This is a genomic window from Streptomyces yunnanensis (assembly GCF_029011865.1).
In the GTDB taxonomy this organism is placed as follows: domain Bacteria; phylum Actinomycetota; class Actinomycetes; order Streptomycetales; family Streptomycetaceae; genus Streptomyces; species Streptomyces yunnanensis.
The window spans coordinates 3,494,330-3,519,988 of the sequence record NZ_CP095749.1 but is presented as its reverse complement, the minus strand read 5'-3'; the positions used below and the strand labels follow the sequence as shown (position 1 = coordinate 3,519,988).

At 71.0% G+C, this 25,659-nt stretch carries 22 protein-coding genes and 1 riboswitch; of the genes, 9 read left to right on the top strand and 13 right to left on the bottom strand.

The annotated features are described in order from the left end of the window. Nucleotides 1-163: 163 nt before the first annotated feature. Together MOV08_RS15205 and def are read left to right on the top strand one after the other, a co-directional pair. On the top strand, nucleotides 164-1,162 hold the full coding sequence (locus MOV08_RS15205) for a tetratricopeptide repeat protein (protein WP_039632926.1): 999 nt from the start codon (nucleotides 164-166) through the stop codon (nucleotides 1,160-1,162). Between the two features lie 69 nt (nucleotides 1,163-1,231). Further along, nucleotides 1,232-1,861 (top strand): peptide deformylase, encoded by a 630-nt coding sequence (gene def, locus MOV08_RS15200; protein WP_275307758.1) that lies wholly within the window; start codon nucleotides 1,232-1,234, stop codon nucleotides 1,859-1,861. 42 nt (nucleotides 1,862-1,903) lie between these two features. On the opposite strand, the gene MOV08_RS15195 is transcribed toward def, so the two are convergent. The 7 genes from MOV08_RS15195 to MOV08_RS15165 all read right to left on the bottom strand — a co-directional run bounded on the left by MOV08_RS15195 (nucleotide 1,904) and on the right by MOV08_RS15165 (nucleotide 11,427). Further along, nucleotides 1,904-3,862 (bottom strand): transglycosylase domain-containing protein, encoded by a 1,959-nt coding sequence (locus MOV08_RS15195; protein WP_275307757.1) that lies wholly within the window; start codon nucleotides 3,860-3,862, stop codon nucleotides 1,904-1,906. A gap of 105 nt (nucleotides 3,863-3,967) precedes the next feature. Continuing rightward, a complete protein-coding gene (locus MOV08_RS15190; RefSeq protein WP_039632924.1) occupies nucleotides 3,968-5,026 on the bottom strand; it encodes a ribonucleotide-diphosphate reductase subunit beta in 1,059 nt (352 codons plus the stop codon). Nucleotides 5,027-5,028: 2 nt separating this feature from the next. Continuing rightward, the gene (locus MOV08_RS15185) at nucleotides 5,029-7,434 is read right to left on the bottom strand and encodes a ribonucleoside-diphosphate reductase subunit alpha (RefSeq protein WP_275307756.1); all 2,406 of its coding nucleotides are present in this window, start codon (nucleotides 7,432-7,434) and stop codon (nucleotides 5,029-5,031) included. 164 nt (nucleotides 7,435-7,598) lie between these two features. Beyond that, nucleotides 7,599-7,751, bottom strand: a riboswitch (cobalamin riboswitch). A gap of 169 nt (nucleotides 7,752-7,920) precedes the next feature. Then, on the bottom strand, nucleotides 7,921-8,424 hold the full coding sequence (locus tag MOV08_RS15180; protein WP_039632920.1) for a GNAT family N-acetyltransferase: 504 nt from the start codon (nucleotides 8,422-8,424) through the stop codon (nucleotides 7,921-7,923). A 95-nt stretch (nucleotides 8,425-8,519) separates the two neighbouring features. Continuing rightward, on the bottom strand, nucleotides 8,520-10,184 hold the full coding sequence (gene mctP, locus MOV08_RS15175; protein ID WP_275307755.1) for a monocarboxylate uptake permease MctP: 1,665 nt from the start codon (nucleotides 10,182-10,184) through the stop codon (nucleotides 8,520-8,522). Further along, complete coding sequence (locus tag MOV08_RS15170; RefSeq protein WP_067347078.1) at nucleotides 10,181-10,441, bottom strand: DUF3311 domain-containing protein; 261 nt, start codon at nucleotides 10,439-10,441, stop codon at nucleotides 10,181-10,183. Before MOV08_RS15170 ends, mctP begins: the two co-directional genes overlap by 4 nt. Nucleotides 10,442-10,665: 224 nt before the next feature. Continuing rightward, nucleotides 10,666-11,427 (bottom strand): GntR family transcriptional regulator, encoded by a 762-nt coding sequence (locus tag MOV08_RS15165; RefSeq protein ID WP_039632916.1) that lies wholly within the window; start codon nucleotides 11,425-11,427, stop codon nucleotides 10,666-10,668. 241 nt (nucleotides 11,428-11,668) lie between these two features. Here MOV08_RS15165 and MOV08_RS15160 point away from each other — a divergent pair, with 241 nt between their 5' ends. The 4 genes from MOV08_RS15160 (at nucleotide 11,669) to MOV08_RS15145 (ending at nucleotide 16,433) form a co-directional block, all read left to right on the top strand. Beyond that, nucleotides 11,669-12,934 carry an extracellular solute-binding protein gene (locus tag MOV08_RS15160; protein WP_039632914.1) on the top strand — a complete coding sequence of 422 codons (1,266 nt, stop codon included), beginning with the start codon at nucleotides 11,669-11,671 and terminating at the stop codon, nucleotides 12,932-12,934. 165 nt (nucleotides 12,935-13,099) lie between these two features. Then, nucleotides 13,100-14,074, top strand: a complete 975-nt coding sequence (locus MOV08_RS15155) for a carbohydrate ABC transporter permease (RefSeq protein ID WP_039632912.1) — start codon at nucleotides 13,100-13,102, stop codon at nucleotides 14,072-14,074. Continuing rightward, the gene (locus MOV08_RS15150) at nucleotides 14,071-14,901 is read left to right on the top strand and encodes a carbohydrate ABC transporter permease (protein ID WP_039632911.1); all 831 of its coding nucleotides are present in this window, start codon (nucleotides 14,071-14,073) and stop codon (nucleotides 14,899-14,901) included. Before MOV08_RS15155 ends, MOV08_RS15150 begins: the two co-directional genes overlap by 4 nt. A 2-nt stretch (nucleotides 14,902-14,903) precedes the next feature. Continuing rightward, nucleotides 14,904-16,433, top strand: a complete 1,530-nt coding sequence (locus MOV08_RS15145) for a glycoside hydrolase family 3 protein (protein WP_275307754.1) — start codon at nucleotides 14,904-14,906, stop codon at nucleotides 16,431-16,433. 277 nt (nucleotides 16,434-16,710) lie between these two features. On the opposite strand, the gene nagB is transcribed toward MOV08_RS15145, so the two are convergent. Then, on the bottom strand, nucleotides 16,711-17,493 hold the full coding sequence (gene nagB, locus MOV08_RS15140; protein WP_039632907.1) for a glucosamine-6-phosphate deaminase: 783 nt from the start codon (nucleotides 17,491-17,493) through the stop codon (nucleotides 16,711-16,713). A gap of 324 nt (nucleotides 17,494-17,817) precedes the next feature. Further along, nucleotides 17,818-18,591, bottom strand: coding sequence for an SDR family oxidoreductase (locus MOV08_RS15135; protein WP_275307753.1), 774 nt, complete (start codon nucleotides 18,589-18,591; stop codon nucleotides 17,818-17,820). Nucleotides 18,592-18,731: 140 nt separating this feature from the next. On the opposite strand from MOV08_RS15135, the gene MOV08_RS15130 reads away from it, so the two are divergent. Together MOV08_RS15130 and MOV08_RS15125 are read left to right on the top strand one after the other, a co-directional pair. Next, the gene (locus MOV08_RS15130; RefSeq protein WP_275307752.1) at nucleotides 18,732-19,355 is read left to right on the top strand and encodes a TetR/AcrR family transcriptional regulator; all 624 of its coding nucleotides are present in this window, start codon (nucleotides 18,732-18,734) and stop codon (nucleotides 19,353-19,355) included. Between the two features lie 369 nt (nucleotides 19,356-19,724). After that, nucleotides 19,725-21,197, top strand: coding sequence for a sensor histidine kinase (locus MOV08_RS15125; RefSeq protein WP_067347060.1), 1,473 nt, complete (start codon nucleotides 19,725-19,727; stop codon nucleotides 21,195-21,197). Nucleotides 21,198-21,558: 361 nt separating this feature from the next. Here the strand turns inward: MOV08_RS15125 and MOV08_RS15120 are convergent, their stop codons facing one another. Together MOV08_RS15120 and MOV08_RS15115 are read right to left on the bottom strand one after the other, a co-directional pair. Beyond that, the gene (locus MOV08_RS15120; RefSeq protein WP_003983230.1) at nucleotides 21,559-21,816 is read right to left on the bottom strand and encodes a WhiB family transcriptional regulator; all 258 of its coding nucleotides are present in this window, start codon (nucleotides 21,814-21,816) and stop codon (nucleotides 21,559-21,561) included. 320 nt (nucleotides 21,817-22,136) lie between these two features. Next, on the bottom strand, nucleotides 22,137-23,120 hold the full coding sequence (locus MOV08_RS15115) for a diacylglycerol/lipid kinase family protein (RefSeq protein ID WP_073443541.1): 984 nt from the start codon (nucleotides 23,118-23,120) through the stop codon (nucleotides 22,137-22,139). A gap of 95 nt (nucleotides 23,121-23,215) precedes the next feature. Here MOV08_RS15115 and MOV08_RS15110 point away from each other — a divergent pair, with 95 nt between their 5' ends. Further along, on the top strand, nucleotides 23,216-23,677 hold the full coding sequence (locus MOV08_RS15110; RefSeq protein WP_073443540.1) for a hypothetical protein: 462 nt from the start codon (nucleotides 23,216-23,218) through the stop codon (nucleotides 23,675-23,677). Nucleotides 23,678-24,139: 462 nt separating this feature from the next. Here the strand turns inward: MOV08_RS15110 and MOV08_RS15105 are convergent, their stop codons facing one another. Together MOV08_RS15105 and MOV08_RS15100 are read right to left on the bottom strand one after the other, a co-directional pair. Next, a complete protein-coding gene (locus tag MOV08_RS15105) occupies nucleotides 24,140-25,105 on the bottom strand; it encodes an RNA polymerase sigma factor SigF (RefSeq protein WP_275311787.1) in 966 nt (321 codons plus the stop codon). Nucleotides 25,106-25,148: 43 nt separating this feature from the next. Then, nucleotides 25,149-25,562: an ATP-binding protein gene (locus tag MOV08_RS15100; protein ID WP_039632890.1), complete on the bottom strand. Its 414-nt coding sequence runs from the start codon at nucleotides 25,560-25,562 to the stop codon at nucleotides 25,149-25,151. Between the last annotated feature and the right edge of the window lie 97 nt (nucleotides 25,563-25,659).

Genomic DNA, 25,659 nt, shown 5'->3' with positions numbered 1-25,659 from the left:
GGTTCAGGGGGTCGGCGCAGGGCATGAGCCGCACGGGGGCGCAGCGCACCAGGCTGAGCCCGACGGCAATCTGTGGCAGGTTGTCGAGTGGGCCCCCAGAAGGTCCCGGGCGCCGCCCGGGACACCTCCGGAGCGGCACAAGAGCAACCAGCAGGCGGGAATCGTGAGGATCTTCGGCAAGGTACGGCACCGGCCCTCCGCCTCGTGGCGGCAGGCGACCGACCGCGCTTTCACGCTGATCGGCGACGGCCGTTACGAGGACGCGGGGGCGCTCCTGACCCGCGCGGCGGACATGGAGCCCTGGCTGTCGGAGTCCTGGTTCAACCTCGCGCTGCTGCACAAGTTCCGGCACGACTGGGAGCAGGCCCGGGCCGCCGGACTGCGCGCGGTGGCGCTGCTGGACCGCGAGACCGGGGCCCCCGACTGGTGGAACGTGGGCATCGCCGCCACCGCCCTCCAGGACTGGCCGCTGGCCCGCCGCGCCTGGCAGGCGTACGGGCTGAAGGTCCCCGGCGAGGGCTCGCCCACCGGGGAGCCGCTGGGCATGGCGCTGGGCAGCGCCGCGGTCCGGCTCTCGCCCGAGGGCGAGGCGGAGGTGGTCTGGGGCCGCCGCCTGGACCCGGCCCGGATCGAGGTGCTCTCCATTCCGCTGCCGTCCTCCGGGCGGCGCTGGGGCGAGGTGGTGCTGCACGACGGCGTCCCGCACGGCGAGCGGACCACCACCGCGGTCGGCGGCGAGACCCGGGCGTTCCCGGTCTTCGACGAGATCGAGCTGTGGGCGCCCTCCCCGGTACCCACCTGGGTGGTGCTCCTGGAGGCCGCCTCCGAGGCCGACCGGGACGCCCTGGAGCAGCTGGCGGCCGACGCCGGCTTCGCCGCGGAGGACTGGTCGTCGTCGGTGCGGCTGCTGTGCCGCACGTGCTCCGAGAGCCGCATGCCCAGCGACGAGGGCGACGGCGAGCACCTGGACCCGCACGACCACAGCGAGCCGGGCCACCCCGGGCCGCTGGGTCACCGCACGGCGGGCTCCGGCTCGCTGTGGGTCCCCGAGCGCGAGTGCGGCATCGCGGCGCCCGCGGCCCTGGTGCGCGGGCTGCTGGACGGCTGGGTCGCGGACAGCCCGGACACCCGGGAATGGCGTGATCTTGAAGAGGTCTGCTGAGCGGCGACCGCGTCCCCCGTAGGCTGTAGGGCGTTCCCCGAGGGTTTTGCAGGAAGGCGTACGGCGGAGATGGCCCAGCAGGACAGTGATCAGCAGGAGAACGTCGAGTTCATCGACGACGTCACGGACGCCAAGGAGCGCGAGGCGGCCCACCGGGAGCGCGGCACCTCCCGTCCGATCACCGTGGTCGGCAACCCGGTTCTCCACAAGGAGTGCAAGGACGTCACCGCGTTCGACGACGAGCTGGCGCAGCTGATCGACGACATGTTCGCCAGCCAGCGCACCGCCGAGGGCGTCGGCCTGGCCGCGAACCAGATCGGCGTGGACCTCAAGGTCTTCGTCTACGACTGCCTGGACGACGAGGGCGTCCGGCACGTCGGCGCGGTGTGCAACCCCGTCCTGGACGAGCTGCCCGCCGGCCGTCGGGTGCTGGACGATTCCAACGAGGGCTGCCTGTCCGTCCCCGGCGCGTACGCCGAGCTGCCCCGCCCCGACTACGCGGTGGTCCGCGGCCAGAACGCCGAGGGCGAGCCGATCGTCGTCCAGGGCACCGGCTACTTCGCGCGCTGCCTCCAGCACGAGACCGACCACCTCTACGGCTACCTCTACATCGACCGGCTCTCCAAGCGGGACCGCAAGGACGCGCTGAAGCAGATGGCCGAGCGGGAGCCCCGCTACCCCGTCGTCCCCAACGACTGAGACGACGGCGCGGCGGGGCTCCGGTGATCCACCGGACCGGCCCTATGCGACGTTCTGGTAGGCGGCCCAGACCTGGGGCGGGAGCGAAGTGCCCAGCCCGGTGTCGGGGCCGCCGACGCCGTTCAGCGGCAGCAGCTGGGGCGCGCCCGGTTTGTTGCGGAAGAGAGTGATCGCGGTGGTGGGCTCGCCACCGTCCCCCCGGCCGGAGGCCCGGTCGGCGCGGACACCGGCCCCGCCGGGACCCGACCCGGCCCACCCCGCGCCCCAGTCGGCGGCGCCGGCCGGCGGCGGGGAGCCGACGAACCACGCCGACTTCATCCGGTCCTTGGCCTCGCTGACCGCGGCCGCGACCGGCTGCTGCACCGGCTTCCCGCCCGGCACGCCCAGCGCCCGCCAGCCCAGCCCCGACAGCGTGTTGGTCATCTCCTGCGCGACCGCCGGGGTGACCACCCGCTGCGGCTCGGTGCGCTCGAACCCGGTCACGGCCTTGCCCTGGTGACTCATCTTCGCGACCGCGTACGGCTCGGCGTGCAGCCCGCCGTTGGCGAAGGTGGTGTACGCGCTGGCCAGCCGGACGGCGCTGGGTGCCGAGGTGCCCAGCGGGAAGGTCTGCTCCAGCTGCGCCAGGCTCTCCTTGCGCAGCCCGAGGCCGAGCGTCAGGTCCCGGATCCGCTCCAGTCCGAGCTGCTTCCCGGCCTGCACGAACGGGATGTTGTCGCCCTGCATCAGGGCGCCGCGCAGCGCCTCGGCCCGGCTGGGCGCGTCCACCGGGCGCGGCTGGTCGCCGTACTGCTCGGCCTCCTGCTGGAGGGCGGTGGCCAGCACGAACGGCTTGAAGGCGGAGCCGGCCGGCACCGCCGTGGTGTCGGCGTTGTTGCTGAAGTGCCGGGTGGCGTCGGCGCCGCCGTAGAGCGCGACGATCGCGCCGTCGCCGGGGCGCACCGAGGCCGCGCCGAACTCCACGAAGGTGTCCGCGGCGCGCTTCTTCGGGTCGAGGCTCTTCGTCCGGACGCCGTCGACCGCCTGTTCCAGCCGGAGGGTGCGCTGTTTGTCGAACGTGGTGTGGATGCGGTAGCCGCCGCGGGCCAGGTCCTTGTCGGTCAGCCCGGTGGCGCCCTTGACGAACTTGTTGGCGACGTCCACGAGATAGCCGATCTGGCCGGCCTGGCTGGTGGGCTTGGCCACCGGGTGCGGCTCGGGGAAGTCGCGGTACTGCGCCCGCTCCTCCTGGCTCATCGCGCCGGTGGCGACCAGCCGGTCGAGGATCCACTTCCAACGGGCCACCGCCCGGGCGTGGTTGGCCTTGCTCAGCCCCGGGTCGTACTGCTCGGAGCCCTTCAGCAGGGCGGCCAGCAGGGCGCCCTGGCTGGGATTGAGGTCCTTGGCGTCGATGCCGTAATAGGCGTGTGCCGCGGCCTGTATGCCGTTCGAACCGCGGCCGAACCAGCTGGTGTTGAGGTAGCCCCGCAGGATCTCCGGCTTGGACTTCCGGTTGTTGACCTTCAGCGCGATGATGAATTCCTTCACCTTGCGGGTGGCGGTCTGGTCCGGCGAGAGATAGGTGTTCTTCACATACTGCTGGGTGATGGTCGAACCGCCCTGGGTGTCCCCGCCGGAGAGCATGTTCACCACGGCCCGGCCGATGCCGGTGAGGGAGACCCCGTGGTCCTCGTAGAAGGTGGCGTTCTCCGCTGCTATCACCGCGTTCTGGACGTGCTTGGGCACCTTGTCGAGGGTGACGTTCTGCCGGTTGACGGCGCCGACGCTGACCATCTGGCTGCCGTCCGCCCAGTAGTAGACGGTGGCCTCGCGGGCGGCCAGCGCGTTCTCGTTGGGGATGTCGATCTTCGCGTAGACGAACGCGAACAGCCCCGCCAGAGCGGCGAGGACGAAGGTGAACGTGCCCAGCCACAGGCGCCACGACGGCAGCCAGCGGCGCACCCCCTTGCGGCCCAGACGGGGATAGTCGATGTATCGGCGACTTTTCTTCCTGCCCTCCATATCTGCGTAGATGTGGTGGCAGGGGCTCCGGTTGCCGCTCCGGCCACCCGCTAATCGAACGCTCACATTCGGCGGGTGGCCGGACGACGGGTCAGGCGGTCGGGATCAGAAGTCGTCGTCGAACGAGACCGAGCCCTCGACGGCGACCTGGTAGGCCGAGGCGCGCCGCTCGAAGAAGTTGGTCAGCTCCTGGACGTTCTGCAGCTCCATGAAGGAGAACGGGTTCTCCGAGCCGTACACCGGGGCGAAGCCCAGGCGCTGCAGCCGCTGGTCGGCCACGCACTGGAGGTACTCGCGCATCGAGTCGGTGTTCATGCCCGGCAGGCCGTCGCCGCACAGGTCGCGGGCGAACTGCAGCTCCGCCTCCACGGCCTCCTTGAGCATGTCGGTGACCTGCTGCTGGAGCGCGTCGTCGAAGAGGTCGGGCTCCTCCTCGCGGACGGTGTCCACCACCGAGAACGCGAAGTCCATGTGCATGGTCTCGTCGCGGAAGACCCAGTTGGTGCCGGTGGCCAGGCCGTGCAGCAGGCCGCGCGAGCGGAACCAGTACACGTACGCGAACGCGCCGTAGAAGAACAGGCCCTCGATGCACGCCGCGAAGCAGATCAGGTTCAGCAGGAAGCGGCGGCGGTCGGCCTTGCTCTCCAGCTGGTCCAGCTGGTCGACGTGGTCCATCCACCTGAAGCAGAACTCCGCCTTCTCGCGGATGGACGGGATGTTCTCCACCGCGGCGAAGGCGGCGGCCCGGTCGTCCGGGTCGGGCAGGTAGGTGTCCAGCAGCGTCAGGTAGAACTGGACGTGCACCGCCTCCTCGAAGAGCTGACGGCTCAAGTAGAGCCGCGCCTCGGGGGAGTTGATGTGCTTGTACAGCGTCAGGACGAGGTTGTTGGCCACGATCGAGTCGCCGGTGGCGAAGAACGCCACCAGGCGGCCGATGAGGTGCTGCTCGCCCGGGGAGAGCTTGGCGAGGTCGGCCACGTCGGAGTGGAGGTCGACCTCCTCCACGGTCCAGGTGTTCTTGATCGCGTCCCGGTAGCGGTCGTAGAAGTCCGGGTAGCGCATCGGGCGCAGGGTCAGCTCGAACCCCGGGTCGAGGAGGTTCTTGCGGCCGCCGGCGGTGACGGTGTGGGCGGCGCCGGCGTTCTTCTCGGGTGCAGTGGTCATGATTACTGGCATGCCTCGCAGGACTCGGGGTTTTCCAGGGAGCAGGCGACCGCCTCGGGGTCGGCCACCGGCGGCTGTGCGGGGACGGACGCGGCGCGGGCCGACTGGGCGATCCGGGTCGCCGGCCGCGAGCGCAGGTAGTACGTGGTCTTGATGCCGCGCTTCCAGGCGTAGGCGTACATCGAGCTGAGCTTGCCGATGGTCGGCGACGCCATGAAGAGGTTGAGCGACTGGCTCTGGTCCAGGTACGGCGTGCGGTCCGCGGCCATGTCGATCAGGGCGCGCTGGGGGATCTCCCAGGCCGTGCGGTAGCGGTACCGGACGTCCTCGGGGATCCAGGCCAGCTCCTGGACCGAGCCGTTGGCCTCCCGCAGCGCGTCCCGGGTCCGCGCGTCCCACAGGCCCAACTCCTTGAGCTCCTCGATCAGGTACGTGTTGACCTGGAGGAACTCACCGGACAGCGTCTCGCGCTTGAAGAGGTTGGAGACCTGCGGCTCGATGCACTCGTAGACGCCGGCGATGGAGGCGATGGTGGCGGTCGGCGCGATGGCCAGCAGCAGCGAGTTGCGCATCCCGGTCGCGGCGATCCGGGTGCGCAGCGCCGTCCAGCGGTCCGCCCAGCGCGGTTCGGCGTTCGGGTAGTGGTCCGGGTGCAGCACGCCGCGCGCCGTACGGGTCGCGGACCAGGCCGCGTGCGGGCCGTGCCGCTCGGCGAGGTCGGCGGACGCCTCGTAGGCGGCGAGCATGATCCGCTCGGAAATACGGGTCGACAGCTCGCGCGCCTCGGCCGAGTCGAACGGCAGCCGCAGCCGGAAGAAGACGTCCTGCAGGCCCATCAGGCCCAGACCCACCGGCCGCCAGCGGGAGTTGGAGGCGGCGGCCTGCTCGGTCGGGTAGAAGTTGATGTCCACGACCCGGTCGAGGAAGGTCACCGCGGTGCGGACGGTGGCGTCCAGCCGCTCCCAGTCCATCTCGCCGTCCGCGCCCAGGTGCGCGGCGAGGTTGACCGACCCCAGGTTGCAGACCGCGGTCTCCCCGTCGTCGGTCACCTCCAGGATCTCCGTGCACAGGTTCGAGGAGTGCACGACCCGGCCGGGCTCGGCGGTCTGGTTGGCGGTGCGGTTGGCGGCGTCCTTGAACGTCATCCAGCCGTTGCCGGTCTGCGCCAGGGTGCGCATCATCCGGGAGTACAGCACCCGCGCCGGGACCTGCTTGAGGGCCTTGCCCGCGGCCTCCGCCGCCCGGTAGGCGGCATCGAACTCCTCGCCCCACAGGTCGACGAGCTCGGGCACGTCGGACGGGGAGAACAGCGACCAGTCCGCGTCCGCCTCCACCCGGCGCATGAACTCGTCCGGGATCCAGTGCGCGATGTTGAGGTTGTGGGTCCGGCGAGCCTCCTCGCCGGTGTTGTCCCGCAGCTCCAGGAATTCCTCGATGTCGGCGTGCCAGCTCTCCAGGTAGACGCAGGCCGCGCCCTTGCGGCGGCCGCCCTGGTTGACCGCGGCCACCGACGCGTCCAGGGTCCGCAGGAACGGCACGATGCCGTTGGAGTGCCCGTTGGTGCCGCGGATCAGCGAACCGCGGGCGCGGATCCGGGAGTACGACAGGCCGATCCCGCCGGCGTGCTTCGAGAGCCGGGCCACCTGGTGGTAGCGGTCGTAGATGGAGTCCAGCTCGTCCAGCGGGGAGTCCAGCAGATAGCAGGAGGACATCTGCGGGTGGCGGGTGCCGGAGTTGAAGAGCGTGGGGGAGGACGGCAGGTAGGAGAGCGTGCTGGTCATCCGGTACAGCTCGGCGACGTCCGCGAGCGCCCGCGCCGAGTCGTCCTCGGCGAGCCCGCAGGCCACCCGCAGCAGGAAGTGCTGGGGCGTCTCGATCACCTTGCGGGTGAGGGGGTGCCGCAGCAGATAGCGCGAGTGCAGGGTGCGCAGCCCGAAGTACCCGAACCGGTCGTCGGCGCTGGCCTCCAGCGCCCCGTCGACCAGGGCGTCCAGCCGCTCGGCGTGGGTGCCGACGAACGCGGCGGTGACGTCCGCGATCAGCCCCTCCTGGTGGCCGACCGCGATCGACGCCGAGAAGGAGGTGGCGCCCTGGCCGGCGGCCTCCTCGGCGATGGCGAGGGTCAGCAGCCGCGCGGCGAGCTTGGAGTACTGCGGCTCGTCGGCGATCAGCCCGGCCGCGGCCTCGGTGGCCAGCGACCGCAACTCGGCCTCGTCGGACCCGGGGTGCCGGCCGCGCAGCGCGGCGGCGGCCACCTTGCCGGGGTCGGTCGCGGTCAGGTCCACGGTCAGCTCGGTCAGCGTCCGCAGCAGGGCGGTGCCCGGCCCGTCCGCGTGCGCGGGAGGCGCGGCCACCACGGGCTGCACGACCTCGGCGTCTGACGCTGGCTCCGTTGGCGCGATGGTCACCTGATGCTCTCCCTCACTCGGCGGGGGCCGGGAGGGGTGGCGGCATGACGGGAGCCGAGCGGGCATGGGGCACCCCGCGGCGAACCGGGGGTGCGCGGGTCGGCCGCGCGGCGTCCATCTGCCCATCCCTCGGGGCCCGGACGTATCGACGCCGCACCGATGGCGGTGCGGGCGTACCGTCGGCAGGTCTTCGGACTCGGGAGCGCGCGACCGGCCCTTGAGGAAAGGGCCGTGGTCCGCGCTCGCACACCGTTGCGGGGCAGTCCCGGATTCGCACCGGATTCCCCTGCGGCGACAGCGAGGACGAGCATACATCTTGTGTCGCTCCCCGCACGCACCCCCACATCTTGTGTCGCCGCCTCATACCATTCCCCCAGGTGTGCGAAGCGCCGACCCGCCCGGATCCCCTCGGAAACGCCTCGGAACCCCACCGAAATTCCGCCGGTGGCCCGCCCGAAGGGGGCCCGGAGCCCGCCGGAACGCCGCTTAGGCCAGCTCGCGGGCGAACGCCCACAGCGTCAGACCGGGCACCGGCGCCCAGTCCCGCTCGGCCGCCCGCGCGAACCCCAGCCGCCGGTAGAGCCGGTGCGCCGGCAGCAGGTGCTGCTGGCTCGACAGCACCATCCCGCGCAGCCCCAGCGCCCGCGCCCGCGCCAGACAGGCCCGCACCAGAGCCTCCCCGATGCCGCGCCCGCGCCCCTCGGGCCGCACCGCCAGCATCCGGAACTCGCCCTCCCCGGGCCCGGCCAACTCCGCGTACGGGCTGCCGTGCGCCGCGAACGTCACCGCCCCCAGCACCGCCCCGTCCACGCCGTCCGAGGCCACCAGCACCTCGGCGTGCTCCGCGCGGTGCGCCACCTTCCGCAGCTCCGCCGCGTACGGATCGTGCTCCCCGCCGTGCAGCAACCCCTCGGCCAGATACACCTCCGCCACCAGCTCCCCGACCGTCTCGAACTCCGCCTGGCGTATGGGCCTGATCGTGATGTCCATGGGGCCAGTGTGGCGGCGCGGTCGCCGCCCGTACACGCGAAAGGGCCGCCGCGCCCCAGGGGAACGCGACGGCCCTCCGCCGTAGTTGATGACCGTCAGTGCCCCGCCGGCGACCCCGCCGTGGCCGGCGGCAGGTCGGCGGTGACGCCCTTGTCGCCGAGGTCGGCGGTGTAGTCGGCCGGGACGGTCTCGTCGGTGCCCTCAGGGGCCTTGAGGGCCTTCAGAACGACCGTCAGGACGACCGTCACCACCACGTTCAGCACGAAGGCGGTCAGGCCGATGTAGCCGATCTCGCCGATCCCGGGGATCTCCGCGCTGGAGCCGCCGAAGTGCTTCTGGGTCGGGCTGGCCACCCCGTACGCGGCGAGGGTGCCGTAGACCATGCCGATCGCCCAGCCGGCCAGCAGTGCCCAGCGGTGGAACCACCGGGTGAAGAGGCCGCCGACCAGCGCCGGCATGGTCTGCAGGATCCAGATGCCGCCCAGCAGCTGGAAGTTGATCGCTACGGTCTTGTCCATGGTGAGGACGAAGGCCAGCGCCCCGACCTTGACCAGCAGGGAGACCAGCTTGGCGACCTTGTGCTCCTGCTCGGGCGTGGCGGTCGGCTTGAGGAAGTCCTTGTAGACGTTCCGGGTGAAGAGGTTGGCGGCGGCGATCGACATGATCGCCGCGGGCACCAGTGCGCCGATGCCGATCGCGGCGAACGCCACCCCGGCGAACCAGCTGGGGAACATGTCCGCGAAGAGCTGCGGGATCGCCAACTGCGCATTGCCCCGGGTGTCCGTGCCGGCCTTGATCGCCATGAAGCCGAGCAGCGCGAGAAGGCCCAGCATCAGGGAGTAGAGCGGCAGGATGGTGGTGTTGCGGCGGATGACGTTGCGGCTGCGCGAGGAGAGCGTCGCGGTGATCGAGTGCGGGTACATGAACAGTGCCAGCGCCGAGCCGAGCGCGAGCGTCGCGTACGCCCACTGCGCGTTGGGGCCGCTGGCCAGTTCACCGCGGGGTTTGCCGGTCGGCCCGTGCACGGCGAGCGTTTCCTTGGCCGAGTGGAAGATCTCGCCGAAGCCGCCCAGCTTGATCGGGATGTAGATGATCGCCACCACGATGACGAGGTAGATCAGCCCGTCCTTGACGAACGCGATCAGCGCGGGCGCCCGCAGGCCCGAGGAGTAGGTGTACGCGGCCAGCACGGCGAACGCGATCAGCAGCGGCAGGTCCTTGACGAACCAGTTGGCGTGCTCGCCGCCGCCGACCCCCATCACGTCCAGCACGGCCTGGATGCCGACGAGTTGGAGCGCGATGTAGGGCATCGTGGCGAGCAGGCCGGTGAGCGCCACCGCCAGCGACAGGCCCTTGGAGCCGAAGCGGCCGCGGACGAAGTCGGAGGTGGTGACGTACCCGTGCCGGTGCGAGACCGACCAGAGCCGGGGCAGGAAGGTGAAGATCAGCGGGTAGACCAGGATGGTGTACGGGACGGCGAAGAAGCCGGAGGCGCCGGCCGTGTAGATCGCCGCCGGCACGGCCACGAACGTGTACGCGGTGTACAGGTCGCCGCCCAGCAGGAACCAGGTGATCCAGGTGCCGAAGCTCCGCCCGCCCAGGCCCCATTCGTCGAGGCTGGCGGACTGCTCGGCCCTGCGCCAGCGCGCGGCCAGGAAGCCCATGACCGTGACGGCGAGGAAGAAGAAGACGAAGACGGCGAGCGCCACGCCGTTGACGCCCCGGGAGGCTGCGGCGAGCGTCGTGACAGGGGTCGTCATCGGTCCGCACCACCCTTGCGGGCGCGCTGCTCACGCTGAACCAGCTTGTAGGCCACGGCGGTCAGCGCCGTCGAGATCAGCACCCACGCCATCTGGTACCAGTAGAAGAACGGGATCCCGATCAGCGTCGGCTCGATCCTCGCGTACGAACTCACCCACAACATCGCAACGAACGGGGCGAGCAGGCACAATCCGGCCACCACCCGCGTGGGGGTGACGACCGGTCTGCGGTCCGGTGGTGCGGCTTTCTCGGCCATGACCGTGGCTCCCGTCCCTGGTGAACTCCTGTGTAATCGGCTGGAAATCTAAGCCAGGGACGTGGCACGCGTCACTAGCTGTCCGCATATCGGTATGGGGCGGTTATCGCGGGGGAGTTGGGCGGAGAAGGTGCCGGGACGGCGCTCGTGGTGTGACGCGGTGGACGGGCGGCGGTGCGGTCGGGGCCCGTACGGCCCGGCCCGTGCGGCGTACGCGGGCGGGTTCAGTCCGCCGGGCGCTGGAGGCGGGCGACGAACTTGTAGCGGTCGCCGCGGTAGACCGAGCGCACCCACTCCACCGGCTGCCCGTGGGCGTCCAGGGAGTGCCGGGAGAGCATCAGCATCGGCAGGCCGACGTCGGTGCCCAGCAGCCCGGCCTCGCGCGGGGTGGCCAGCGAGGTCTCGATGGTCTCCTCGGCCTCCGCCAGCCGGACGTCGTAGACCTCGGCCAGCGCGGTGTAGAGCGAGGTGTACTTGACGAGGTTGCGGCGAAGCGCCGGGAACCGCTTGGCCGACAGGTGGGTGGTCTCGATGGCCATCGGCTCGCCGCTGGCCAGCCGCAGCCGCTCGATCCGCAGCACCCGGCCGCCGGGGACGATGTCCAGCAGCCCGGCCAGCCGGTCGTCGGCGGTGACGTAGCCGATGTCCAGCAGCTGGGAGGTCGGCTCCAGGCCCTGGGCCCGCATGTCCTCCGTATAGGAGGTCAGTTGCAGTGCCTGGGAGACCTTGGGCTTGGCGACGAAGGTGCCCTTGCCCTGGATGCGCTCCAGGCGGCCCTCGACGACCAGCTCCTGGAGGGCCTGGCGGACGGTGGTGCGGGAGGTGTCGAACTCCGCGGCGAGGGTGCGCTCGGGCGGCACCGGGGTGCCCGGCGGCAGGGTCTCGGTGATCTCCAGCAAATGCCGCTTGAGCCGGTAGTACTTGGGCACCCGGGCGGTCCGCGCGCCACTGCCGCCGCTCTCGGCGCTGCCCGCCTCGGTGTCCATGACCCGCCTCTCCGATGCCTGTCGTGCTGCCGTCACCGGCTCCTCCGTACGTAGCGGCTCACATCGTGGCACGGACGGGGTGTCCGGGGGTCCACGCGGGTCCCGCCCCGTCAGATGTCGGTCCGGTAACGGACCTGACAGCGACTCTTATACACCCTTGACACCCCTAAAGGTCTAGGCCAAGCTGCGGGAACTGGTCTAAACCATTAAACCCAAACCCGTCCTTGAGGGGGAGAGCGCGATGAAGCGTGGGCTCATAGCGGCGACCGCGGTCGCGGGAATGCTGGTGAGTGTCGCTGCCTGTGGGTCGAGCGGCGGAAATGCGGGTGCCGACGGCTTCAAGGGGCAGAAGCTGACCGTATGGGTGATGTCCGGCTCCAATCCGGACCAATGGACCAAGCAGGTGTCCGAGCAATTCAAGAAGAAGACCGGCGCCACTGTGGAATTCAAGGTCCAGCAGTGGAACGGAATTCAGCAGAAGCTGAGCACCGCGCTTTCCGAGGACACCCCGCCGGACGTCGTCGAGATCGGCAACACCCAGACCGCCGCCTACGCCAAGGCCGGCGCCCTGGTCGACCTCGGCGATCTGAAGAAGGAGATCGGCGCCGACTGGAACGACGCCTTCAACAAGGCCGCGATGGTGGACGGGAAGCAGTACGCCCTGCCGTGGTTCGCCGGCAACCGCGTGGTGATGTACAACAAGAAGATCTGGGCCCAGGCCGGGATCACCAAGCTCCCCACCACCCGCGCCGAGCTCTTCCACGACCTCGACGCCATCAAGCAGAAGACCGACGCCGAGCCGCTCTACCTGCCCGGCCAGAACTGGTACTTCCTCGACGGCCTGACCATCGGCACCGGTGCGCAACTGGTGAAGAAGGAAGGCGGCAAATGGGTCTCGAATTTCTCTGACCCCAAGGTCGCCAAGGCGATGGACATCTACAAGCAGTACCAGGCGTTCAGCACCGCCCCCAAGAACAAGGACGAGGCCACCCCGCAGCAGGGCGAGATCTTCGCCAAGGGGAAGACCGGCGCCATCATCGCCATGGGTTACGAGGCGGCCACCGCCATCAAGGCCAATCCGAAGATCAAGGACGACATCGGATTCTTCACCATTCCGGGGGAGAGTGCCGCCAAGCCCGAGGGCGTCTTCCTCGGCGGCTCCAACTTCGCCGTCGCCGGAATGAGCAAGAACCAGGAACTCGCCAAGGAATTCCTCAAGGTCGCCCTCTCCAAGGACAACGACGCCCAGATGGTCAAGGAATCCGGCTGGACACCCAAGTCCCCGGCCCTGGCCGGCGCCGCCAAGGACAACCCGGCCGCCGCGGCCGCCGCCCCGGCCGCCGAGAAGTCCGGCGGCACCACCCCGCTGATCCCGCAGTGGGCCGCGGTCGAGAACGTGCCGAACCCGATCAAGAACTACATGACCGCGGTCCTGAACGGTAAGGCCCCGACCGACGCCGCCAAGGACATCGAGTCCGAGCTGAACGCCCGGCTCGCCAAGCAGTAGCCGGCCACCGGACGCGTACGGGCCGGGCGTCCCTGCCGCCCGGCCCGTACGCCCGGTACAGCGACCGCGGCCGCCGCCACCGCGCCGGGCCGGCCCCCGCGGGACCGGCGGCCGCCTCCACGGGCACCACAGGCGCATCCACGGGAACGAGGGGACCACACGCTCATGGCAGTGCAGCTCGACGAAGCGGCGGGGAGGACCGCGCCGCGGACCGGCAAGGGCGGCGCACCGCCGGCCCGGAGCGGCGCCGGCGGCCGGCGGGCCGCCCCCTACCTCCTGCTGCTCCCTGCCCTGCTCGCCACCGCGGTCTTCCTGGGCTGGCCGCTCGTCCGCAACCTGGTGCTCTCCTTCCAGAACCTCAACATGAAGGAGCTGATCCAGCACCTCACCGACTGGCGGGGGCTGGGCAACTACCAGGAGGTCCTGGGCAGCGAGCAGTTCTGGCGGGTCACCGTCCGCACCGTCGTCTTCACCGCCGTCAACGTCGTCCTGATCATGGTGCTGGGCACCCTGCTCGGACTGCTGCTGGCCCGGCTGGGCAAGAAGATGCGGCTGACGCTGTCGGTGGCGCTGGTGCTGGCCTGGGCGATGCCGTCGATCGCCGCCACCACCGTCTTCCAGTGGCTCTTCGACTCCCGCTTCGGCGTCGTCAACTGGGTGCTGGACCACCTCGGTTGGCACTCCATGGCCCGCTACGACTGGGTCGGCACCCAGCTGTCCACCTTCTTCGTCATCACCGTCCTGATCGTCTGGCAGTCGCTGCCCTTCGTGGCCCTCAACCTCTACGCCGCCACCACGACGATCCCCAAGGAGCTCTACGAAGCGGCCCGGATGGACGGCGCCGGCACCTGGAAGATCTTCACCTCCGTCACCTTCCCCTTCCTGCGCCCCTTCTTCATGGCCACGACGTTCCTCGAAGTCATCTGGGTCTTCAAGGCGTTCCCGCAGATCTTCGCGATCAACCAGGGCGGCCCGGACCGGCTCACCGAGACGCTGCCGATCTACGCCTTCACCGAGGGCGTCGGCAACCTCCACTTCGGGATGGGCGCCGCGATCTCCGTGCTGACCATCGTGGTGCTGCTCGCCCTCACCGCGTACTACCTGCGCCTGACGCTCAAGCAAGAGGAGGACGCGCTGTGAAGCGCTCACTCGCCGGCCGGATCTGGCCCAACGCGACAGCCGCCGTCCTCGCGCTCGTCTTCGCCTTCCCCGTGTACTGGATGTTCGCCACGGCCTTCAAGCCGACCCAGGACATCCTCAGCGAGGACCCGGTGTGGTTCCCGTTCCACAGCACCTTCTCGCACTTCGTGACGGCCGTGGACGCCCCGAACTTCTGGCGGCTGGCCGGGAATTCCGTCCTGGTGACCGTGGTCGCCGTCGGACTGTCGCTGGTGATCGGACTGTGCGGCTCGTTCGCCATCGCCCGGATGCGGTTCAAGGGCCGCAAGGGCATCCTGCTGACCTTCATGGTCGCCCAGATGGCGCCCTGGGAGGTCATGGTGATCTCGATCTACATGATCGTCCGGGACGCGGACCTGCTGAACAGCCTGCTGCCGCTCACCTTCTTCTACCTGCTGATGGTGCTGCCCTTCACCCTCCTGACACTGCGCGGCTATGTCGCCGCCGTACCCAAGGAGTTGGAGGAGTCCGCGATGGTGGACGGCTGCTCGCGCCGCCAGGCGTTCGTCAAGGTCGTCCTGCCGCTGCTGGCCCCCGGCCTGATGGCCACCTCCCTCTTCGGCTTCATCACCGCCTGGAACGAGTTCCCGCTCGTGCTGGTGCTCAACAAGGAGCCCGGCGCCGGCACCCTGCCGTTGTGGCTGTCCCAGTTCCAGACCCAGTTCGGCAACGACTGGGGCGCCACGATGGCCGCCGCCTCCCTCTTCGCCCTCCCGATCCTCGTCCTCTTCCTGTTCCTGCAACGCAAGGCCGTCGGCGGTCTGACCTCCGGCGCGGTGAAGGGATAGCCATGGCCACCGTCACCCGCTCCATCGACACTCTCACCCGGGACGCGCTCGCCGTCCTCCAGCCCGGCTTCACCGGCACCACCGCGCCGGACTGGCTGCTGCACCGCCTCGACGAGGGACTGACGACCGTCGCCCTCTTCGGTCGCAACGTGCACGACCCCGAACAACTCGCCGCCCTCTCCGGCCGGTTGCGCGACGTCCGCGAGGACCTGCTGATCGCCATCGACGAGGAGGGCGGCGACGTCACCCGCCTCGAAGTGCGCGGCGGCTCCTCCTTCCCGGGCAACCTCGCGCTCGGCGCCGTCGACGACACCGAGCTGACCCGCGCCGTCGCCCGCGAACTCGGCCGCCGCCTGGCCGACTGCGGCATCAACGTCAACTGGGCCCCCTCCGCCGACGTCAACTCCAACCCCGCCAACCCCGTCATCGGGGTCCGCTCCTTCGGCGCCGCCCCCGACCTCGTCGCCCGGCACACCGCCGCCTACGTCGAGGGGTTGCAGTCCGCCGGCGTCGCCGCCTGCACCAAGCACTTCCCCGGTCACGGCGACACCGCCACCGACTCCCACCACGACCTCCCCCGCATCACCGCCGACCTGACGACGCTTCAGGAACGCGAACTGGTGCCGTTCCGCGCCGCGGTGGCCGCCGGCACCCGCGCCGTGATGAGCGCCCATATCCTGCTGCCCGCCCTGGACGCCGAACGTCCCGCCACGCTCAGCCCCGCCGCCCTGCACGGCCTGCTGCGCGCACCCGTCACCGAAGGCGGCCTCGGCTTCGACGGCCTGATCGTCACCGACGGCATCGAGATGCGGGCCATCGCCGCCACCTACGGCATCGAACGCGGCAGCGTCCTGGCGCTCGCGGCCGGGGCCGACGCGATCTGCGTCGGCGGCGGACTCGCCGACGAGGACACCGTGCTGCGGCTCCGCGACGCGCTGGTCCGCGCCGTCCGGGAGGGCGAACTGCCCGAGGAGCGGCTCGCCGACGCCGCGGCACGGGTCCGCGCCCTGGCGCACTGGACCACGGGTGCGGGCGCGGGGGAGGGGATCGCGCCCGCACCCGGGATCGGCCTGGCCGCCGCCCGCCGCGCCCTCCGCCTGACCTCCGCCGCCCCCTGCGCGCCGCTGACCGGCCCCGCCTACGTCGCCTCCTTCACCCCCCTTGCCAACATCGCCGTCGGCGACGAAACCCCCTGGGGCGTCGCCGCCGAACTCTCCCGGCTCCTCCCCGGCACCGAAACCGCCGCCTACGCCGCAGAGGACGCCGCGGCCGGCCCCCGCGCCCTCGTCGACACCCTGCTCACCGCCGCCGGCGAACGCCCCGTCGTGGCCGTCGTCCGCGACCTGCACCGCCACCCGTGGATGGCCGACGCGCTGCACGCCCTGCTGACCGCCCGCCCCCACACCGCCGTCGTCGAGATGGGCGTCCCCCAGGCGCCACCCCAGGGCACCCCCCACCTCGCCACCCACGGCGCCGCCCGCGTCTGCGCGCAGGCCGCGGCCGAGGCCCTCACCGGCCGACGGCCGAACTGACCGGCCCTGACGTCAGCCTCCCTGACGGGTGAGCCGCACCACGCGGCACACCCCTGACGTCAGTGGCCCCGAGGGCGCGCACCCCCTGACGGGTCGTGCGCCCTCCCCGGCGGCCCCTCCCCGACAGCGGACACGCCCGCGGGTGGGGGCAGCCGCCAGGCGGGGCGACCGCGTGGGGCGCGTCGCCCCGCCCCGCGACACGCGCAGGGCCCGTACCCGCGCCGGCCCCGCGAAGGCCCGGCACCGGTACGGACCCTCGGGCCGCCGGTGGGTTCTTCTAGAGCCCCTGCCACTCCGGCTTGGCGGCGTAGGTCGCGCGGAAGTAGTCGGCCAGCTTCAGCTTCGACGCCGCGGCCTCGTCGACGACCACCGTGGCATGCCGGTGGAGCTGGAGTGCCGAGGCCGGCACCAGCGCGGCGACCGGCCCCTCGACGGCCTGTGCCACGGCGTCGGCCTTGCCCTCGCCGGTGGCGAGCAGCACCAGGTGACGGGCCTCCAGGATGGTGCCGATGCCCTGGGTGATGACGTGGTGCGGGACCTCGTCCAGGCTGTCGAAGAAGCGGGCGTTGTCCTCCCGGGTCTGCTGGGTGAGGGTCTTGATACGGGTACGGGAAGCCAGCGACGAACAGGGCTCGTTGAAGCCGATGTGCCCGTCGGTGCCGATGCCGAGCAGCTGGAGGTCCACCCCGCCGGCGTCGCGCAGCGCCTTGTCGTACGCCTCGCAGGCGGCCTGGACGTCCTCCGCCGTGCCGTCCGGCCCCATGAACGCGCTCTCGTCGAGCCCCAGCGGCTCCACCACCTCGCGCAGCACCACCGAGCGGTACGACTCGGGGTGCCCGGAGGGCAGGCCCACATACTCGTCGAGCTGGCAGATCCGGGCCCGCGAGGCGTCCACCGCACCGGCCCGGACCTTCGTCGCCAGCGCCTCGTAGATGGGCAGCGGGGTCGAGCCGGTGGCCACCCCGAGCAGCGCCTCGGGCTTGCGGCGCACCAGGGTCGCGATGGCCTCCGCGATGAGCTCGCCGCCTGCCACGGCATCCGGGACGATGACAACTTCCACGCTTGGCCTGCCGTTCTGGAGAATGGGCTATGTGGTATAGACCAATCTAGCAGAGGCGGGCCACCGCGACCCCGTGGCGCCGCTGAACAAAAGCGCACGTTTTCCCCACTTCTCCCCCTCGCCCCGGTGACCGGACCGAGGCCCTGCGCCCGGGCGCCGAATCCGGCGTACGGTCCGGAACCGGCGTACGGGTGGGAAGGGGCATGTGGGCGGGATCGGGCGCGTCGAGCGGTGCGCCCGGCCGGAGTGCGCACTCGGGCCGCGGCAATCGCGCGGGGCGGCGCGGTCGCGGAGGTCGATCCGCCACTCGTCACCGGTCACCCGTCAGAGCAGGGCGCCGCCGGTGGCATCTATCCACTGGCCCGTCACCCACCGGCTGTCGTTCGAGGCGAGGAACCCCACGAGGTCGCCGATGTCGGTGGGGTCCGCGACCCGCCCCAGCGGCGAGCGCGCCCCGGTCGCCGTGCGCGCCCCGGCGTTCCCCTCGCCGCGTAGCCAGGCGGCGTTCATGTCCGTGTCGACCGCGCCGGGTGCCACCGCGTTGACCGTGATGCCGCGGGGGCCGAGCTCCCGTGCCAACGAACTGGTCAGTATGTCGATCGGGCCCTTGGACATGGCATAGGCGATCAGGTCGGACTTGGCGGCGCTGCGCGTCAGCCCCGTGGAGACGTTGATGATCCGTCCGCCGTCCCGCAGGCGGGACAGCCCCTCCTGGATCACGAAGAACGGCGCGGTGGCATTGACCGCGAAGAGGTGCTCGATATCGCCGCGCGTGATCGCCTCGAACGGGCGCAGGGTGCCGTCCAACGCCTTGTTGATCCCTGCGTTGTTGACCAGGATGTCCAGCCCGTCGGCCTGCGCGTCGAACGCGGCCCACAGCGCCTCGGCGTCCCCCGGTCCCCCCAGCTCGGCGCGCACGGTGAACGCCTCGCCGCCCGCCGCCTCGATCGCCGCGACCGTCTCCTTCGCGGCCGTCTCGTCGCTTGCGTAGTGCACGCCGACCCGCGCGCCGTCCCGCCCCAGTCGCTCCGAGATCGCCCGGCCGATGCCCCGGCCGCCGCCCGTCACCAGTGCCGTCTTCCCGCTGAGTGCACCCATCTCGGGCCCTCCCCTTCGTCTTCCGCGCCCGTGCGTCTCGTCCGCACGCGCAACAGGCCGTCCGGCGAGCCCTTTCTGTAGTGCTCGCTACACAAAAACCGTAGCACGCATTTCTTATCGACCGCTATAGAATTCACTCCATGGTGGCCAAGGAGACCAAGCAGCGTGGCCGGCCCAGGTCGTTCGACCGGGACACGGCCCTGGAGAAGGCGCTCCGTTCGTTCTGGGAGCACGGATACGAATCGACGTCCATCTCCGACCTCACCCGCGAGATGGGGATCAGCGCCCCCAGCCTCTACGCCGCCTTCGGCGACAAGCGGGCCCTGTTCGACGAGGCGATCGCCGTCTACGGACAGCTGTACGGCGGCTTCATCTCCCGCGCGCTGGCCGAGGAGCCGACCGCCCGCCGCGGCGTCGAGCGGGCGCTGCGCGAGGCCGCCGCCGAATACACCGTTCCGGACCGCCCGCGCGGCTGCATGGTCATCAGCGCCGCGCTGAACACCGCACCCGCCTCCGCCGAGGTCGCCGCGTCCCTCCGGGAGAAGCGGCACGCGAACGTCCAGGAGATCGAGCGCGCGATCCGGGCCGACGTCGCCATCGGCGAGGTCCCCTCCGACACGGACGCCAACGCGCTGGCCGAGTACGTGAGCGCGATCCTCGCCGGGATGTCGCAGTCGGCGCGGGACGGCACGGACCGGGCGACGCTGGAGGCGGTCGCCGGGCTGGCGATGAACGCCTGGCCGCGCGAGGGGGAGCGGGGCTAGATCTTCTGCCGCCGGCCCCCGAAAGCACCCGCGGGCCGCGGCGCCGGGACAGGACCCTCAACCTGTCCGGCACCGCAGCCCGGAGCTGACATCGGCCGGCTCCGTACTACGGACGGGAGGCGCCCCCAGTGCGGTAGGGGACGCGGTCCCGTCCCGGGACCGGTCGATCGGAGGCCCGGGCGCAGTCAGGGCAGAGAGCGCCGTGGGCCTCTATCCGCCCTCCTGTGCGGGGAGAGCGGAAGTTCCAGCGGTCCGGGGTTTCCCCCGGTGTGCCGCACCGCACATTCTGGACTAGACCATTCTGCCGTGTCCATGGCCGTGCAGGCACAACACATACCGTACGCCGGTAGGCTCCAAGGTGTGCCCTCGATGAACGATCTCGTACGCCAGCACACCGCTCTGAGCGACTCCGACCTGGAGTGGCTGCACCTGCTGGTCTCGGAGTGGCAGTTGCTCTCCGACCTCTCCTTCGCCGACCTCGTCCTGTGGGTCCCCACCCTCGACGGCACGCGTTACGTGTCGGTCGCCCAGATGAGGCCCAACACCGGACCGACCTCCTACCAGGACGACATGGTCGGACATCTCGTTCCCCGGGGCCGCCGCCCGATGCTGGACTCCGCCCTGGACGAGGGCCGCATCGTGCGCGAGGGCGACCCGGAGTGGCGCGAGGAGGTGCCGGTGCGGGTCGAGTCCATCCCGGTCCGCCGGGAGGGCCGGGTGCTCGGGGTGATCGCCCGGAACACCAACCTGCTGACCGTGCGGACCCCCAGCCGGCTGGAGCTCACCTACCTCCAAAGCGCCTCCGACCTGGCCCAGATGATCGCTGCCGGAACGTTTCCCTTCCCGGAGCAGCAGGTCGACATGGACGCCTCGCCGCGCGCCGGCGACGGACTGATCCGCCTCGACGCCGACGGCGTGGTCCAGTACGCCAGCCCCAACGCGCTCTCCGCCTACCACCGGCTCGGCCTCGCCGCCGACCTGGTGGGCCACCACCTCGGCCAGGCCACCGCCGAACTCGCCCCGGCCCGTGGCCCGGTGGACGAGGCGCTGGTCAAACTGGCCAGCGGCTGGGCCCCGCGGGAATTCGAGGTCGAGGGCAACGACGGGGTGATCCAATTGCGGGCCATTCCCCTCAAACCCAAGGGCACGCACATCGGTTCGCTGGTCCTGCTGCGCGATGTGACCGAACTCCGTCGCCGCGAACGGGAACTGATCACGAAAGACGCGACCATTCGGGAAATCCACCACCGGGTGAAGAACAATCTCCAGACCGTTGCCGCCCTGCTGCGGCTGCAGTCCCGCCGGATGGAATCGGAGCAGGGTCGCGAGGCGCTCGACGAGGCCGTGCGCCGTGTCGGTTCGATCGCGATCGTCCACGAGACGCTTTCCCAGACGCTCGACGAGCGGGTGGAATTCGACGAGATCGCCGACCGGGTGCTGGCCATGGTCGCCGAGATCGCCCCGGGCAAGGTGACCACCCGCCGCACCGGACGCTTCGGCGTACTGGACGCCGAGGTGGCCACCCCGCTGTCGATGGTGCTCACCGAGGTGCTCCAGAACGCCCTGGAACACGCCTTCGACCAGGAGCAGCACGGCACGGTCGAGGTCACCGCGGTCCGTGGCGGCAGCCGCACCGAGCCCCGACTGCTGGTCACCGTCCAGGACAACGGCCGCGGACTGCCCGAGGGATTCGACCCGCACCGCGCCGGAAACCTGGGGCTGCAGATCGTACGGACCCTGGTGGAAGGGGAGTTGGGCGGCACGTTCGACATGGTCCGCCGACCCGAGGGCGGCACCCAGGTGCTCCTCGACATCCCCGTGCGCGCGGAGAAGCAGCACTAGGGCCTGTCCGATGGGTCATGGCCGGGGGTCGCGGCGTCCGGCACCGCCCCCCGGCGCGTGGCACCGCCCCCCGGCGCGCGGCACCGCCCCCCGGCGCGTGGCACTCGCTCTCGACGCATCGGGTGAACGACGGGACGTCGCGGACCCGATCTGGGGCCTGACGCCGGATCGGGTCCGGTTTCACTGGAGAGGTCCGGAATCCGGCCGGCCCCTGGAAGGCCACCCCCCAACAGCAACAAGCCCCGGACCGAAATCGGTCCGGGGCTCAAAGCTGTAGCGATGCGATAACGCCCGGGTCTCAGCTCCGGGTGGGCATCGAAGGTACTGCGCGCTGCGGCTCGGGGGCCACGGGGAGGCTGGCTCAGGCGCTGGCGTTGCGCGCCCGGTTGCGAGCTGCACGGCGCTTCATCGCGCGGCGCTCGTCCTCGCTCAGACCACCCCAGACGCCGGAGTCCTGGCCGGACTCAAGCGCCCACTGCAGGCACTGCTCCATGACGGGGCAGCGGCGGCAGACGGCCTTGGCTTCCTCGATCTGCAGCAGCGCGGGACCGGTGTTGCCGATGGGGAAGAAGAGCTCGGGGTCTTCTTCGCGGCAAACGGCGCGGTGACGCCAGTCCATGGCTGCTCCATCTCCTCGTGTGACGGGAACGTTGCTTGTGAATGTGAACGCTTTCACGAATCCCTCCACAAGGGAAGGGCCGGAGGCCAGTCAACGACTGGTGCGGTCCTGTGGGATGAGGAGGAGGATTCGGGCTCTCAAGGGGGCCGGTAGAGCGGCCGTCCCGATCGCCATGAAGAGACTCGCAAACCTCGGCGACGGATACAACCCCTTCCGGAAACTTTTTTTTGATTCCTTGGTGTCGCCTAGCTCACAGCCGTCATTCCAGGGGGTGGAAGCCAGTCTAAACGTTCGAGTGAAAGGACTTTAGGCCCTACTGCTCACACAATCACACGCAGTGCACGGCGAACGCCTGTGAACGTCACACTCGTCCGCAGTCCCAAGTGGTCACCGTCCATCTGAAACGGCAGGGGAACCTGCGAATGCAAGGTGAAGTCGGTGAGGTCGTGGAGCGAGAGAACGTGTTTGCCCCGTGGGCCGCGATCCGGTGTGGAGGCGAGGAGTTGGGACGCATAACGGGTCACCGCGGGCACCGAGAACTTGTCCAGCGCGAAGAGGTCCAGGGCGGTGTCGAAGGACGCCTCGGGGGAGGGGTAGATCGGGCGATTGCCCAGGTAGGACCAGGGCGCGGTGTTGCAGATTATGGACATCGTGAGGTTCTCGATGACCTCCGTCGTGCCCGGCTCCCCGCCCGGTCGCTCCAGCGTGATGGTGCCGCGCCGGCGATTGGCCTCGCCCATGAACTGCCGGACGACCTGGCGCACGTACAGCGCGTGGGTGGACCGCTTGCCGCGCTCGCGCTGCTGTTCGACCCGGCCGACCACGCCCGCGTCGAAGCCGAAGCCGGCGCAGAACGTGAACCAGCGGGCCGGCACCCCCTCGTCCGGGCTCCCCGGCGTACCCGCGGCCAGGCCCAGGCCCACCGTGCGCTCGCTGCGGTCGCGCAGCGCGTCCAGCAGGGCGCCGGTGGCCTCCACGACGTCGTTGGGCAGCCCCAGGGCCCGGGCGAAGACGTTGGTCGAGCCGCCGGGGACCACGGCGAGCCGGGGGTGCGAGTCCGGGTCGGGGCCGGTCGTCAGCAGGCCGTTGACGACCTCGTTGACCGTGCCGTCGCCGCCGAGCGCCACCACCAGGTCGGTCTCCCCGCCCTCGGCGGCCTCCCGGGCCAGGTCGCGGGCGTGCCCGCGGTACTGCGTCTCGGCGACCTCCAGCTTGAGGTCGCTGGCCAGTGCGTGGGTGAGAACCTCACGGGTGCGGGCACTGGTGGTGGTTGCTGCGGGATTGACCACGAGAAGTGCGCGCATATGCAGCAGCGTACCTACCTGCCGGTACTCCTCTCACTCCTGTCCAGGGTGCGGGCGGGCCCGATCCGGCAGGGGCCCGACGCTACCCTGCTGAGGTGACCAGTCAGCAGAAGCAGTCCCCGAAGCGAGCCGCGGGCACCCCCGCGGTGCCCGAGCCGGACGGCCCGCGGCCCACCCGGCTGAGCGCCGCCGCGGCGCTCACCGGCATCGAGGGGCTGGCCCTGGCCGCCCTCGGTACGTACATGCTGATCAACGGCCTGGTCGGGGCGCCGGACAGTCCGCAGCAGGCGGAGATGGGCGGGGCGACGATCCTGGCGCTGGCGGTGCTGCCGCTGGTCGCCGCGCGGGGGCTGTGGCTGCGTCGGCGGTGGAGCCGGGGGCCGTCGCTGATCACCCAGATCGTGGCGCTGCCGGTCGCCTGGACACTCGTCAAGGGCGGCGGTCTGCTGATCGCCGCCGGGGCCGCGCTGGCGGTGGCGGCGCTGGTCGTGCTCGTCCTGCTGGTCAATCCGACGGCGACCGAGGCGCTGGGCATCGGTCCGCGCGAGGCGCCGTAGCCCGCGAGCGGCGGAGCGCGCGGGGCCCGCGGCGGAGGGGCCCGAAACGACGCGAGGCCCCGTAGGGGAGGGGCGAACGGATCCCGTAGGGGATGCCGGCGCCCCCTGCGGGGCCACAACGGGATGGGGCGGGGTGGGATTCCCGCCCCATCGGGGTTTTCGGGGAGAGATCGGGCTCGATCGGGGTTTTCGGGGGAGACGCCGGGCTCGATCGGGGTGTTTCGGGGAGAGATCGGGCACGACCGGGATTTTCCGGGGAGGGACGCGGCTCGACGGATTGCGAGGCGGATTCCGAGAGGCTCCGAGGAGCGGCCGGAGCGGCCGGAGCGGCCCGAGGGGCGCCGGGCTCGGCGGGTGTGGAGGTCGACGGGGTCGCAGGTGTCGAGGGATGCGGAGTTCCAGGGCCCCGGGGGACCGGGGGCCTGGGTTCCGGAGACCGGGGTTCCGGGCCGGGGGTGCCGGTTACTCCTCCACGAGGAGCTTGTCGCGCAGTTGGGCCAGGGTGCGGGCCAGCAGGCGGGAGACGTGCATCTGGGAGATGCCGACCTCCTGGGCGATCTGTGACTGGGTCATGTTGCCGAAGAACCGCAGCAGCAGGATCTTCTTCTCGCGCGGCGGCAGGTCCTCCAGCAGCGGCTTGAGGGACTCGCGGTACTCCACGCCCTCCAGCGCCTCGTCCTCCGCGCCGAGGGTGTCGGCGACCGCCGGGGACTCGTCGTCGGTGTCCGGGACGTCCAGCGAGAGGGTGCTGTAGGCGTTCGCCGACTCCAGGCCCTCCAGGACCTCCTCCTCGGAGATCCCCAGGTGCTCGGCCAGCTCGTGGACCGTGGGCGCCCGGCCGTGCCGCTGGGACAGCTCGGCGGTCGCCGTGGTCAGCGACAGCCGCAGCTCCTGGAGACGGCGCGGGACCCGGACCGCCCAGCCCTTGTCGCGGAAGTGCCGCTTGATCTCCCCGACGACGGTGGGCGTGGCGTACGTGGAGAACTCCACCCCGCGCTCCGGGTCGAACCGGTCGACCGACTTGATCAGGCCGATGGTGGCGACCTGGGTCAGGTCGTCGAGCGGTTCGCCGCGGTTGCGGAACCGCCGGGCCAGGTGCTCGACCAGCGGCAGGTGCATGCGCACGAGGGTGTTGCGCAGCTCCGCACGCTCCGGGGAGCCGTCCGGGAGCTTGCGCAGCTCGTAGAACATCGCCCGGGCGCCGCCGCGGTCGTGCGGATCCTCCGGTGCCGGGGAATGCCGCTCCTGGGGCCGGTCGCCGGTGGCCGGCGCTTCCTGCCGGTCCGCCTGTCGGCCCTGCTGCTCGCTGTGGTCCATGTGGTCCGCCCGCTCTGCCTGCTCCGCCGCGGCCAGCCGGCCGCCGTGGTCGTCCGCTCCCACCGGGTGCGGCCGGGCATGCTGCCCGGGGATGACCGCGCCCGCCGCCATCCTCGCGCCGCGTTCGAGATCTTTCACGGGGCCCCCTGTTCGGTCATGACGGTCCGGGACCGGCGCCGCGCTCCTTGTACAGACTGATGGTGACCGTACGGTCCTCGGCGACGGTGGAGTCGACCTTGCCGGCCAGTGCGGAGAGCACCGTCCAGGAGAACGTGTCGCGCTCGGGAGCGCGGCCGTCGGTCGTCGGGGCCGACACCGTCACCTGCAGCGCGTCGTCGATCAGCTGGAAGACGCAGCTGAGCACGCTGCCGGGGACGGCCTGTTGCAGCAGGATCGCGCAGGCTTCGTCGACCGCGATGCGCAGATCCTCGATTTCGTCGAGGGTGAAGTCCAAGCGGGCTGCGAGCCCGGCCGTGGCGGTACGCAGCACGGACAGGTAGGCACCCGCAGCGGGCAGACGGACTTCCACGAAGTCCTGAGTCCCGGGCTCGCCTGCGATCTGGGACACCCTCACCTCCAAGGTGGCACAAGCTGGTAGAGCTGGAATGCGTGATGAAGCTCTTGCGGTTCGCGTTTTTCGCGTACTTCGGGGCATCCGTGCCGGG